We start from the raw sequence: 13162 nt of genomic DNA, 5'->3' as shown, positions 1-13162 counted from the left end.
TTCGGGAGTGCTACTGCCATTCGGTCGCCAGTATCGGTCGACACCTATATAGATGTATCCACCACTCCGGCCCCGGAAGAGCCGGAGATTCTCGAGGAAAGAACTCTCAGGGCCGTGTTGCACGATGCGGCAGCAGATAACGCTCACCGGACGGGGTGAAAAAACCCGTCCATAACCAATATGACCACGTACTGTACAGGTGTTACGGGGCGGCACCTGTGGCAAAACCGGGAGGAGGGGAGGGATCAACCACTCCTCCAGGTAGACGCTTTAGAGAGAAGAGGTCCTGCCGAAGAAGAAATCGGTGAGCAGGGCAACGTCCTTCCAGTCCACAGTGCCGTCTCCATTAACGTCGGCAGCGGGGTCGGACGGAGTGGTTTTCTGCGCCATCTCGGCGGCGATCGTCACGTCGGCCCAGTCAACGTTGCCGTCTCCGTTCAGGTCGCCCCTGACGGGAACCGGCAGGCTTCCGACGACGATCTCCTTGCTCATGACGTTGTTGTCCTCAACGCTCTCGGCGATCCGGTTGACATCGTCGACGTGCGCCTTCACGGTGTGCGTGCCGTCGGCGGCTTTCCAGGTTGCACCGCTTGAGCCGCCGTTCGCGGTCAGCGTGACCGATGCGCCCGGGGCGATGGCCGAGGTGTAGGTGTCGGACCAGACGCCGGGCCCGGCGGCACCGTCGTCGAACGTGAAGAGGACACCGTGCTTCGTGCCCGCAGGCGTCGGGGCGGTACCCTGGTTCTTGATCGTGGCCTTCATCGTCACCGCATCACCGGAGGCCGGGTTCGCCGGCGTCCAGGAGATGCCGGTCACCACGAGGTCGGGCTTCCCGGAGGGAGCCGGCGTGGTGGGGGTGGGGGTCGGGGTAGACCCCGACGCGGTCTTCGAGACCGTGATCTGTTCGGTGCGAACGTTGTTCGCATCGTTCGACTCCGCAATCCTGTTGACGTCGTCGACGTGCGCCTTCACGGTGTGGGCGCCCTCGACGGCCTTCCAGGTTGCACCGCTTGAGCCGCCGTTCGCGGTCACGGTGACCCAGGACCCGGGGGCAATCGATGCCGTGTGGGCATCGGACCAGACACCGGGCCCGGCGGCACCGTCGTCGAACGTGAAGAGGACGCCGTGTTTCGCGCCCGCAGGCGTCGGGGCGTCGCCCTGGTTCTTGATCGTGGCCTTCATCGTCACCGCATCACCGGAGGCCGGGTCTGCCGGCGTCCAGGAGATGTCGGTCACCACGAGGTCCGGCTTCCCGGAGGGAGCCGGGGTGGCGGGGACGGCAGGGGTCACGGTCGGGGTCGGCACCGGCGAGCCGGTGGACGTCACCTTCACGTCCTGAAGGGTCACCTGACCTGCCGGAACCGTGCCGACGATGGTCACGCCGGGGGAGCCGGCGGGGAGGGTCTTTGAGACGATCTCCATGTCCTTCACGAGGACGTTCTTGGTCCTGTAGCCCTCGATCACGAACGGCTTTGCCGAGTCGGAGACGATCTGACCGGAGAAGACGGTGTTAATGTTCTCCTTCGCCCAGACCAGCGTCTCAACGCGGTTGCCGGATGCATAGATGCTCACCTCGGAGTTGTCGAACTGGCCGTTCGTGCCGCCGAGGCTCGATCCCTTGCCGTTGTACCCGATCGGATCGACCAGGTGGAAGTTCCGGATCTTCACGTTGTTCGCGAGGTCGACCTGCAGGCCGTAGCCGTTCGAGTTGATGCTCGTGCAGTTCTCGAGCACCGTGGAGGGGTTGACCGAGCGGGTCGGGATGCTGTAGTAGCCGGCAGGCACCCGGTAGGAGAAGTCGCTTCTCCCGATGCCGGTGTCCTTCTCGACACAGTTGTAGAGCTTCCCGCCGTTCGTCGTGTAGAACCCGTTCATGGAGTTGCCCTCCGCGACGCAGTTGTTGAACGTCACGTCACAGTTCGGGGCGTAGTAGCCGCACCCAAAGTAGTGGGTCGACATGTCGCTCGGGTTGTAGGCCTTCGTCGGGAAGGCTTTCTGCCCGTTGTTGCGGCTCACGCAGTTCTCGAGAACGGCGTTCGTCACCTTGGGGTCGAACTCGAAGTGGAACCCGGACTCCAGGTTGCCTTCCGCAAGACAGTTCGTCACGCGAAGGCCGTCCATGTCGTTTAACTCCGCGAAATCGAACCCGGTAATCCAGGGGTTGAATACGCCAAACTTGCCGCAGTTGATCGCAGCACAGTTGTCGTAGCGGACGTTCTTGATAACCATGTTCGTCGAGCCCCATGCATTGTGGAGGAACCCATACGTCCCGGTGTCCACGGCCTTGCAGTTGACAAACTCGACGTCTTCGAGGGTCGGGGCATACACGGTCGGGTCGTGAATCAGGAGGTAAACCGCCTGGATGCTTGCATCAGCGGTACCCGTGATGTTGTGGATCTTCGCGTGGCTTGCCCGGACGTTCATCACGCCGAGCCACTTGACGCCGCTGCTGTACCCGGTTCCCTTGATGTGGAACCCGTCCAGCGTGACGTACTCGCGATCGACGTTGATCCGCCCGTCGCGGGTGAAGACAAGTTTCGTCTCCGATTCACCTTCCCCCTTGAGGGTGGAGCCTGCTTTGGGAGAAATGATCCCTGCACAGTTGTATGTACCACTGGAGAGGAGGACAATACCGTCGGATGACGGCAGGGCATTCAGCGCCGCCTGGATCTCCACGTGATCGTTGACTCCATCACAGACGTAGGCAGCCGCCGCTTTATCGGCCGCACTGCTGTCGCTTGCCGCGACAATCGTGGTGGGAGTCGCTTCGAGCGCTCCGACAATCGGGACGAGCCCGACGATCAGGAACACTGCAATGAGAAGCTTCGTTGTCCGTCTATCTCGCATTATCTCACCTCTGGGGAGATACTGCATTATCTGATAGCCGTATTTTAAAAGGTTTTTTAAATAAAAAGGACAATTTTGAGAGATTCAATTTTTAAAAAAACCATGCATTCTTGAGATAATCGCTGATTTACAGCATTTCTGAAATTTGCGTCTCGACAATAAAGCATATATATTAACTCCAACTTTAGCGCGTGGGCCCCGGAGAATACGCACCTTGGCCGGGGATCCCCGGGGCCATTCCGGACGGATGAACGGGGCCGGAATACCCATTATAATACAGCAATTATTATAAAACTCGCGGAATCGTGAGCCGCCCCGTGCCCGGTCGGCCGCGGCGGCAACCACCCCCCTGCCGCACCCCTGCCGCAGTGGGATCGACCGGAGAAACGGCACCGGTGATCCGGGGACGCAGGGCCGATCACAACGCGCACGAAGTGACCGCCACGTTCTCAAACGTCACCGCACCGGCAGGGACCGTATTCGTGAGGATGACGCCGTTGGTGAACGGCGCGAGGTTCGCGGAGACGATCTCCATATCCTTGATCCGGACGTTCTGCGTACGATCGCCCTCGATCACGAACGGCTTTGCCGAGTCCGAGACGATCCTGCCCGAGTACTCGACGTTCTCGTTATTCCTTGCCCAGATCAGCGTCTCGGCCCTGTCGCCCGATGCGTAGATGTTGACCACGGAGTTGGCCAGCGGCCCGCCCTGCGATCCTCCGAGGTTCGTCGCCTTACCGTCGATTCCGGCCGGATTCTCCAGGTGAAAGTTCTTGATCAGGACATCGCTTGCGAGGTCGATATGGAGGCCGTAGCCGTACGAGTCGATGCTCGAACAGTTCTCGAGCACAAGGGACGGGGTTATCGATCGCGTCGGGGCGGCGTAGAACGATGCCGGCTGGACGATCCGGTAATCGGTCTTCCCGGCCCCGACGTTTCGATCGACACAGTTGTAGAGTTTGCCGCCGTTCGTCGCGTAGAACCCGTGCCGGCTGTTCCCCTCGGAGTAGCAGTCGATGAAGGTGATATCCCCACGCGGGGCGTAGTAGCCGCACCCGAAGTAGTGCGTGGATCGGTCGTCCTCGCGGTAGGCTTTTGCCGGGTAAGTCTTCTGCCCGTTGTTCCTGCTGATGCAGTTTTTGAGGATGCAGTCCCGCTTCTCGGGGTCCCACTCAAAGTGGAACCCGGACTCCAGGTTGCCTTCCGCAAGGCAGTTCGTCACCCGGAGGCCCTCGATGTCGTTGAGCTCCGCAAAGTCGAACCCGGTCACCCAGGGATTGAACGCACCGCGCCTCCCGCAGTTGATCGCGACGCAGTTCTCGTAGCGGACGTCCCGGATAACCCGGTTCGTCGCCCCCCATGCGTTGTGGAGGAACCCGTAGGTCCCGGTGTCCGCGGCCTTGCAGTTGACGAACTCGACGTCTTCGAGGGTCGGGGTGTAGACGTCCGGGTCGTGCAGCAGGAGGAAGACCGCCTGGGTGCTGGCATCCGCGGTCCCCTCGACGGCGAGAACCTTCGCGTGGCTCGCGTAGATGGTGACCACGCCGAGCCAGAGGTCGTTTCCGGTCTTCGGGTATCCGGTGCCCCTGACGTGGAAGTTGTAGAGCGTGGCGGACTCCTGCGAGACAAGGAGCCGCCCGTTATCGGTGAACTCGATGAACGTCGCGTCCGCCCCCTCTCCGCGGAGCATGGAGTTCGCACGCGGGTAGATGCTCCCGGCGCAATTGAACGTGCCTTCGAGGAGAGCGACCGTGCCGCCCGAGGATAGCGCATCGAACGCCGCCTGGATCTCCGCCTGGTCGTCGGTACCGTCGCAGACGATATCGGCCCGGGCTTTCGCCGCAGCGCTGCTGTCGCTTGCCGCAACGACGATCGTCGGCCCCGCAATTTCCGGGGGCACCGCCGGAGTCGTGGGAATCGGGGTAATCGGCGGGGGCGGAGGGGGCGGGGGCACCGGAACCGGAGGGTAGAAATGCAGGATCAGCACGACGGCGACGATCACCAAGAGTATGATCGCGACGGCGATGAGGATGCGCCGTTCTCTCTCTCCCAACTGCAGTCTTGCCGACATTGAGCTACGACCCGCTTGTTGTTCTTCGACGTTGCCGGGGGATCGTACGGGGTCGCGAGAGCCCGGTGACGCCTTCCACCCCGGATCGTACCCCTATGGCACGGAAGTACCATTTAAGGGTTTAGCCGACTCGCCCTCATCGAAGGGTTCCGCACGGGGGCCGGGAGAGGAACCGCCGGCTCCGCAGCCCCGGGATCTCCGCGCACGATGCCTCCCGCAGCCCGGGCGCCCCGGAGACCTATGCCGTGCCGCCGGCCGGCAGGACCTCGAGATCGGTCAGGTCCGCTCCCCCCGCCAGGGTCCACTCGACCACCACCGGGCGGAGGGCATCGGAGACGATCTTCCCGGAGTACACGACGTTTCTGTTGTTTACGATGGAGATCAGCGTCTGCGGCCGGTCTCCCGATGCGGCGAGATCGATGGCCGAGTCGGAGATGCCCGCATCGATCGTCGAGTTTACCGGGAGTTCGCCGGACGGGCACCCGAGCATCGCCCCGATCCCGTCGATGCCCGCCGGATCGGTCATGGTGAAGTTCCTGATGAGCGCGTTCTCCGTGCCGCAGACAAAAAGGCCCCAGCCGTACGAATCGAGACTCCGGCAGTGGTCCATCACGATGGACGGGCTCTGCGAGACGGGCAGGGACTGGAGGATGCAGTAGGATATGGGTTTTCTCGGGTCGCCGGCGATCGAGTCGCGACCGGTCTCGCTCTCGGTGCAGTTGTAGAGGAGCGTGCCTTCCGGGTTGATGACAAAGAACCCGAACGCACCGTTCCCCTCCGCCCGGCAGTTCACCAGCGTCACCTCCCCTCCCGGGAGGTAGAAGCCGGCCCCGAAGAAGTCGGGGTCGCCCACCAGGTAGTCGTCGGGATAGGGTTTTCGACCGTTGTTGCGGCTCACGCAGTCGATGAAGACGCAGTCCCGCTTCTTCGGGTCCCACTCGAAGTGGAACCCGGACTCCAGGTTGCCGTCCGCAAGGCAGTCCGTCACCCGGAGGCCCTCGATGTCGTTTAACTCGGCAAAGTTGAACCCGGTTACCCACTGGTTGAACGCACCGTCGCTCCCGCAGTTGACGGCGGTGCAGTTCTCGTAGCGGATGTTTTTGATCGTCGTGTTCTCCGAACCCCAGGCGTTGTGGAGGAACCCATAGGTCCCGGTGTCCGCGGCCTTGCAGTCGACGAACTCGACGTCTTCGAGGACGGGGGCGTAGATGTTCGGGTTGTGCAGCAGGAGGAAGACCGCCTGGATGCTTGCATCCGCAGTTCCCGTGACGTTGCAGACCCGGGCATGGCTTGCGTAGACGGTGAGCACCCCAAGCCACTGGTCGAGATCGAGGGTCGTGTCCGTGCTCGCATTCACGTAGCCAGAACCCCGGATGTGAAATCCGTCCAGGGTGACGCGCTCTTCAGAGACGTTGAGCATCCCGTTCCGGCTGAACTCGATGGACGTTTTCTCCGGCCCCTCTCCGCGAAGCGTCGCTCCGGCGGCGGGGACGAGGCTTCCCGAACAGTTGAACGTGCCGTCCGAGAGGACGACCGTGCCGCCGTCGGGGAGTCCCGCGAGCGCCGCCTGGATCTCCGCCTGATCGTCAAGGCCGTCGCAGGCGTAGTCGGCCCGGGCTTTCGCTGCAGCGCTGCCGTCGCTCGCCGCCACAACGATCGGCGCCGCGGATGCAGCAACACACTGGACGAGCAGGAGGCCGGCGACCAGGAGAACGACCGGCAGGTCCGCGGCGGGTGGGCGTGGCCGGGATGAGTCTGACGCTTTTTGACGCAGGCGGGTAGTCATCACGCTCCTTTGGCATATCATACGGGCTACCGGGTAGAGGTGTCGGATACTTCACCCCCGTATAGGGGCAGAGATATAAAAATCCATGCGGGCGGAAATAGCCATAAACCCAATGTGCGGGGTTTCAGGCGCCCCCACCGGCCGGGGGCGGAACCGGACCGGATACCCGGAAAAACCCCAATCTTCATCGTGCCGCCGGCTGCCGGCCCGGACCGCCTCCGGTCCCGGGGACGGAGAAATGCGGCCGGACGGGCTGAACGGCCGGGCGATGCGGGTCGCCGGTGGAATTGTATATAATGGAATACAATATTTACCTGAATATATGTCCAGCAAGAAGGAAGTCACCATCGGGATCACCATCAACCTCGAGAACTACGAAAATCTCCGTCTCGAGGTCGAGGGCGATGTAGAGACCCACGAGGATGTGGACGACCTTATCACATTCCTCGACGGGATCCTTGCCCGGGTCGGGCGCGGCGATCAGGCGACCGCCGAGCGTGTGGACGCATACCGGCGGCGGGTTCTCGCGGCGAGGCCGGCGGCCCCCGCCCCGGAGAAGAAGGCAGCCGCCCCGGAGGAGAAGGCACCTGAGCCGGCCGCCCCGGTGGCGGAACCGGCTCCCCGCGAGGAGGAGAAGGAGAAGAAAGCCTGCCCTCCGCCCGAGGTCATCGCAGCGGCAATCCCGCCGGCCCCGGAGCACCCCGAGCCCCCCAGGACACCCAAACCGCCCGCGAAACCGGAAGAGAAGCCCGCCGAACAGCCGGAGGCGGCCCCGGCGGAGGAACCGGCTCCCGCGAAGCCGCCGGAGGGCCCGGCGGAGGACGTCTGCGAGGTCTGCGGGGCGGAAGTGACGAAATCACAGGCGAAACTATCCCGGCTCTTCATGAGCAAAACACTCTGCAAGAAGTGCATGGAACAGCCGTAATTCCTGCAGGATCCGCGCGATGAGGAGATCCCAACCTGGAGGATATAAATACTACCGTACCCGAGGATTGTATAATGAAGAAGAACCTGCTCATGTGGGACGAGACGCTTTTTCGGGACCCCGAGGTCTTCGAGATCGATTATGTCCCCGAGCAGTTCAATCACCGTGACGCCCAGATCCGGGAACTCGCGTTTCAGGTCAAACCCGGGCTGCGGGGGGCGAGGCCGCTCAACACCATCTGCCGCGGCCTCCCGGGAACCGGGAAGACGACGAGCGTCAAAAAGGTCTTTGCCGAGATCGAGGAGACCACGAAGAAGCTCGTTCCCGTCTACATCAACTGCCAGATCGACAACACCAAGTTCGCCATCTTCTCCCAGATCTACCGCCGCGTCACGGGGCACCCGCCGCCGCCGTCGGGCACGTCGTTCAAGCAGGTCTTCGACGCCATAGCGAAAGTGCTGCAGCGCGAGGAGCAGGTGCTCCTGGTGGCGCTCGACGACGCGAACTACCTCCTCTACGAGAGCGAGATCAACCAGGTGCTCTATCCCCTGCTGCGCTCGCACGAGGCCTACCCGGCGTCCGGATAGGTGTCGTCGCCATCGTCAGCGATATGTCCGTCACCCTGCAGAGCGAGGTCGACGCACGGGTGGCGTCGGTCTTCCGCCCCACGGAGATCTACTTCCCTCCCTACTCGGAGGAGGAGGTCCACGGCATCCTCGAGGAGCGCGTCCTGCAGGGTCTCTACCCGAACGTCATCCGGGCCGATATGCTGGATCTGGTGGTGGAGCAGACGATGAAGAGCGGCGACCTCCGCGTCGGCATCGATCTCCTGAAGCGTGCGGCCCTGAACGCCGAGCGGGAGGCACGCCGGTCGGTCGACCGGGAGGACGTCTGCAGGGCATACGAGGTCTCCCGCTATCTCCACCTCGCGTTCTCGCTCCGGGCGCTCAAGGCCGAGGAGCGGGAGGTGCTGGCCAGGATCGCGGATATGTCGGCCCGCGACGATACGGAGATGAACGCCGGCGACGTCTACCGGTTCGTCAAAGAACAGGTGGGCGGGGTCAGTTACACCAAATTCTACGAGATCGTTCAGAAGTTCGATTCGATGCGGCTCTTAAACCTCCACTACCGCCAGGGGAGGGGGCGAACGAGGCTGATCAGTCTCCGTTACGATCCCGGGCGCGTGCTGGAGCACCTGGGGCAGGAGCAATCGATTTGATAATCCTTATCTGTTCCCCCACCGTTTGTACTCTGATGAGGTTTTCCACATGCTCAGCGTGAACGAACTGGCACTGGATATTTTTGAGGAGCTCTTCGAATACGCCGAGGAGTTTCATGCCGTCCCGCACGAGCTCGACAACGGCGCACGCATCGTTGACTGCGGCGTCAGCACAACCGGGGGGTACCTGACGGGAAGGCGGTTCACCGAGATCTGCATGGGCGGTCTCGGCGAGGTCGACATTACGATGGGCCGGATCAAGGAGTTCCCCATCCCGTTCATCGAGGTCAGCACCGACTTCCCGTCGATCGCGTGCCTCGGCGCCCAGAAGGCGGGCTGGACGGTCAACGTCAACAAGTACTTCGCCATGGGCAGCGGCCCCGCACGGGCGCTCTCCTTGAAGCCCAAGCACACCTACGAGGTCATCGACTACGAGGACGAGTTCGACTACGCGGTCATCTGTCTTGAGAGCGACCACCTCCCGAACGCCGCGGTGATGGAGAACATCGCCGAGGCCTGCAACGTGGACGTGGCGAACACCTGCGCGGTCGTCGCCCCCACGGCCTCCCTCGTCGGCTCGATCCAGGTCGCCGGCCGCTGCGTCGAGACCGCGGTCTACAAGCTGAACGAGCTCGGATTCGACACGAGAAAGATCTCCGCCGGTATCGGCCACGCCCCGATCGCGCCCGTCAAGAAGGACGGCACGAAGGCGATGGGCAGCACCAACGACGCGACGATCTACCACGGCAGCATCATGCTGACGATGAACGCCCCGGAGATCAAGGACTACCTGGACCGGATCCCGAGCAACAAGTCCAAGGGATACGGAAAACCGTTCTACGATATCTTCAAGGAAGCCAACTTCGACTTCTACCAGATCGACACCTCGCTCTTCTCCCCGGCCGAGGTCGTCATCAACGAACTCTCCGAGGGTGCTATCTACCACGTGGGAGCCGTCAACCCCGAAGTGACGCTGAAGTCCTTCGGGTTCATCTGAACTCTTTTTTTGTGATTGGCTCAGCAATCTCCATTACCTCACGTGCAGAACGACTTTCCCGCAGGGTGCGACGTTCCGTAGGAACGGAGCTTGAGCACCGCAAGGTGCGGGAAAGGAGTTAGAGCACCGTCAGGTGCGAAGAGCACGATGATCGGTTAATCTGAGAGCAACTCCCCTTCACGGCTTCGCGCTCTTCGCGTGAGGCCGTATCATCGCTTATAATCTGTTAGCTCACGCGAAGCCGCGAAGAGCGCGAAGATCGGTTATCTGAGATCAACTCCACTTCGCGGCTTCGCGCTCTTCGCGTGAGACTGTATCGCTATCTGCACCAGCTACCTCACGCGAAGCCGCGAAGAACGCGAAGTCTGCAGAGTCCGAACTTCCTTCCCGCCTATTCCAATAAAGCATCCCTGCGAGCATGAGCCACAAAGGACAGGAGATGCCGCGCACGACGTCCCCGGAATCAGGAGCAGGCAACACGTTTATCCGTCACGGTGCAAAACACTATAAGGCATCCACGGGGCTTGTGGTCTAGCCGGTCATGACGTCGCCCTTACACGGCGAAGATCCCCGGTTCGAATCCGGGCAGGCCCATTCCTTTTGTAGAATATCCCCCATGATTCTGAGCACTCCTGCACGTTCGCCTGAGGTCAAACGCCGGTATGGCCTCCCACCGGGGATCGCCACGGTGGGGGAGGGGGTGAGGTGAACGATGGACAGTCAACGGTGGCGTGCACCACCATAGGGACTTTTGAGGTATATCCCTCTATTTCCTGAATCTCCTCGTTTAGCAGGGCCTTAAAACCGAAATCATAATCCCATCCCACAAACAAAGAAATTTTCAGCAGAAAAATAGAGTTACCATTGCTCTGCCATTCATCCTGGAGGAAATTCGGCAACTTTGCCTTTCACCCGATCAGGCATGCAGAAGAACGTGCAACCGGAGAGGAGCTCCGCCATGCTACAAAGGGAAGATATCAGGAGAGATGCGCGTGGATGACCTATACTCCCTGCTCGCCCGCTTTGAAGGGCGGCAGATCGACTTCAAGGAAGATGTGAGCGCAAGCCTTTACCGGCTCCTGTCCGCCTTCGCCAACACCGCCGGTGGTGCCGCCGTCATCGGAATCCGGGACCATGACCATGCCGTCATCGGGCTCGACCTGAGGAATAACGCTGTTAAGAAACTCGCGGACAGCATAACCACCCGGCTCGGCGTTCATCCGGTCATCGATATCCATGAGATCGAGGGGAAGTCCATCGTCATCGTCACTGTCGAGCGGAGCCGCGTTCCGGTCGCCTTTGACGGGCGGTACTACACCCGTGTCGGCGATACAACCCGCGAGATGCTCCCCGACGAGCTCAGGGAGTACTTCCAGCAGAGCATTGAGTGGGACGGCGTCACCGGGCCGTACTCGTTCGATGAGATCGACGAAGAGACGGTGCGGCGTTTCCTTGCACGGGCAAATGCGACGGGCCGACTCACTTCTGTCGATCCGGCCGAATCAGTAGAGACAGTGCTCTCTCGACTCGGGCTTGCCAGGGACGGAGGGATCAGCAACGGCGCATCGCCCTCTTCGGCAAGAACCCGCAGCGGTATTTCTTGAACTGCATCCTCCGGATCGGGCGGTTCAAGCGGGCGGATATCATCATCGGCGACCACGAGATCGGGGGCAATCTCTTCCAGCAGTTCGAGGAGGGCGAGCGGATTATCAAGCAGTATCTCGGCGTCAGGTACGACATCTCAGAGGAGGCGATGCGAGAGTCCTTCCAGAGGAGAGAGATCTGGGACTACCCACTTTTGGCGATCCGGGAGGCGCTTCTCAACGCGCTTATCCACCGCGATTACTTCAACAACACGATCCAGACGCAGGTCAAGATCTTTGACGACCATATCCGCTTTCACAATCCCGGCCATCTTCCCGAAGGTGTCACCGTTGAGATGATCATACAGGAGCACTACTCCTTTCACCGCAACCCGAAGGTTGCTGATATCTTCTACCGTGCCGGGCTTGTCGAACGCTACGGGTCAGGGGTTGAGCGGATCATCACGGCCTTCCGCGATGCCGGTATGCCGGTTCCCGCCTTCGCGAGCACCTCGCTCGGGTTCACCCTGACGATGCGGATGGATACGCTGAGCGCGAGTTATCTTCAGAAGATGGAACTGAGTGAACGGCAGATCCTTGCGGTGGAGCGGATCAAGGCCGAGGGGAGTATCACGAGCGGTGTCTATCAATCACTCACCGGCGTCTCGGCACCGACGGCTTTCAGGGATCTCAAGGGCCTGGTTGACCGCGGTATCCTGGAGCAGGTGGGCACGTCGAGGAGGAATACACGATATATCCTGCGGGAGAGGGCACGATGAATTGGAGGCATTTCCAGAGCGCTCCGGCGAATAAGCGGCTGATCCAGGCCGAAAACAAGGTAGATGCCCAACCTGGCGTGGATACATGAACGATGAATGAACGATGAATGAACGATGAATGAACGATACGATAGATAAGAAAACCAATTGAGGATGAGCGCCGGGCGGGATGCAGCGTGACCGCTTCCGGCGAGGATGCCAAAAAGGCTGATCGAGGTGGCGCTGTACCCCGGTGGCCGGCGGGAACCGATCTCCCTCCCGCTCTCCGAGGTCGAAGATCTCCTTCCCGAAGATCCCGGCGCCTTCATGTCAACGTGGACTGAGATTCTTGTCGCGCTTTCTTCGCTCTCTCCCCCGACCGTATCCGCTCAAGCAGGACCGATGCCGGCTCGTACTCGCGCCCCTCCCGCCGGGCGAGTTCTGCTTCGGTGGGGACCAGCCGCCCGTAACTTCGGATCGATCCTCGATTTACGGGTCAGATATTCTTTTTCACTCATCGGCAAGGCACACGAAGGGCGATAATTCAATAAAACGCCAATCAGTCTGACCTTGAAGTCTTGTTTATCGATAGATTAACTTTTTGATACTATTCTGGCAAAGGGGTCAAGATACCTCTATCAATTCAATCCACCTGAGTCTTTGTGTTCAAACTTCGACACTTCAAAGACAATGGAGATTTAATTTTGGACGAATATTCTGGAGAGTCGATAAGAAAGCCCTATATATCCTTTAAGTCGACATCCCCCGTATGAGAGCAAAACGCTCAATATTATGCATTTTAATTGTATTTTTGGTATTGTCCTGCGGCTGCTTCACTCTTGAGGTCCACACAAAAGTAAACCCGGATGCTACGCTGAGTTCATATTCACTTGACCTCACGACGAGTCAATTTGTGTATAATGCCCTTAAGGAGAGCGCAAAAGAACAGGGTTATTCGTCGTTAAGGGAATCAATG

8 protein-coding genes, 1 tRNA gene and 1 pseudogene are annotated in these 13162 nt (G+C 60.7%); 7 read left to right on the top strand and 3 right to left on the bottom strand.

The features are described 5' to 3' along the window. Nucleotides 1–270: 270 nt before the first annotated feature. From EI28_RS11215 to EI28_RS11205, 3 genes are all read right to left on the bottom strand, one after another. Nucleotides 271–2847 carry a CARDB domain-containing protein gene (locus tag EI28_RS11215; protein ID WP_048114900.1) on the bottom strand — a complete coding sequence of 859 codons (2577 nt, stop codon included), beginning with the start codon at nucleotides 2845–2847 and terminating at the stop codon, nucleotides 271–273. 418 nt (nucleotides 2848–3265) lie between these two features. Then, a complete protein-coding gene (locus EI28_RS11210) occupies nucleotides 3266–4918 on the bottom strand; it encodes a hypothetical protein (protein WP_048114899.1) in 1653 nt (550 codons plus the stop codon). 238 nt (nucleotides 4919–5156) lie between these two features. Further along, nucleotides 5157–6704: a glycosyl hydrolase family 28-related protein gene (locus tag EI28_RS11205; RefSeq protein ID WP_155937381.1), complete on the bottom strand. Its 1548-nt coding sequence runs from the start codon at nucleotides 6702–6704 to the stop codon at nucleotides 5157–5159. A 322-nt stretch (nucleotides 6705–7026) separates the two neighbouring features. Between EI28_RS11205 and EI28_RS11200 the strand changes: the two genes are divergently transcribed. From EI28_RS11200 to EI28_RS15000, 7 genes and pseudogenes are all read left to right on the top strand, one after another. Beyond that, nucleotides 7027–7629, top strand: coding sequence for a hypothetical protein (locus EI28_RS11200; protein ID WP_231476776.1), 603 nt, complete (start codon nucleotides 7027–7029; stop codon nucleotides 7627–7629). Nucleotides 7630–7703: 74 nt separating this feature from the next. Further along, nucleotides 7704–8848, top strand: a pseudogene (locus EI28_RS11195) (ORC1-type DNA replication protein). Nucleotides 8849–8897: 49 nt separating this feature from the next. Then, nucleotides 8898–9845 (top strand): methenyltetrahydromethanopterin cyclohydrolase, encoded by a 948-nt coding sequence (gene mch / locus EI28_RS11190; RefSeq protein ID WP_048114897.1) that lies wholly within the window; start codon nucleotides 8898–8900, stop codon nucleotides 9843–9845. A gap of 520 nt (nucleotides 9846–10365) precedes the next feature. Continuing rightward, nucleotides 10366–10439, top strand: a tRNA-Val gene (locus EI28_RS11185). 398 nt (nucleotides 10440–10837) lie between these two features. Beyond that, a complete protein-coding gene (locus EI28_RS13230; protein ID WP_197018501.1) occupies nucleotides 10838–11449 on the top strand; it encodes a helix-turn-helix domain-containing protein in 612 nt (203 codons plus the stop codon). Next, the gene (locus tag EI28_RS13225) at nucleotides 11446–12207 is read left to right on the top strand and encodes an ATP-binding protein (RefSeq protein WP_052379736.1); all 762 of its coding nucleotides are present in this window, start codon (nucleotides 11446–11448) and stop codon (nucleotides 12205–12207) included. Before EI28_RS13230 ends, EI28_RS13225 begins: the two co-directional genes overlap by 4 nt. 748 nt (nucleotides 12208–12955) lie before the next feature. Then, nucleotides 12956–13162, top strand: a 207-nt coding sequence (locus EI28_RS15000) for a hypothetical protein (protein WP_231476775.1), incomplete at its 3' end; no start/stop codon positions are given.

The organism is Methanoculleus sp. MH98A (genome assembly GCF_000691865.1).
In the GTDB taxonomy this organism is placed as follows: domain Archaea; phylum Halobacteriota; class Methanomicrobia; order Methanomicrobiales; family Methanoculleaceae; genus Methanoculleus.
Note: the sequence above shows the minus strand (reverse complement) of the source record. Positions and strands in the feature narration are given on the sequence as shown.

Bases quoted from the DNA above. Each gene is read 5' to 3' on its own strand.
- EI28_RS11215 (WP_048114900.1), bottom strand. From the start codon at position 2,847: ATGCGAGATAGACGGACAACGAAGCTTCTCATTGCAGTGTTCCTGATC.
- mch (WP_048114897.1), top strand. From the start codon at position 8,898: ATGCTCAGCGTGAACGAACTGGCACTGGATATTTTTGAGGAGCTCTTC.
- EI28_RS11200 (WP_231476776.1), top strand. From the start codon at position 7,027: ATGTCCAGCAAGAAGGAAGTCACCATCGGGATCACCATCAACCTCGAG.
- EI28_RS11210 (WP_048114899.1), bottom strand. From the start codon at position 4,918: ATGTCGGCAAGACTGCAGTTGGGAGAGAGAGAACGGCGCATCCTCATC.
- EI28_RS11205 (WP_155937381.1), bottom strand. From the start codon at position 6,704: ATGACTACCCGCCTGCGTCAAAAAGCGTCAGACTCATCCCGGCCACGC.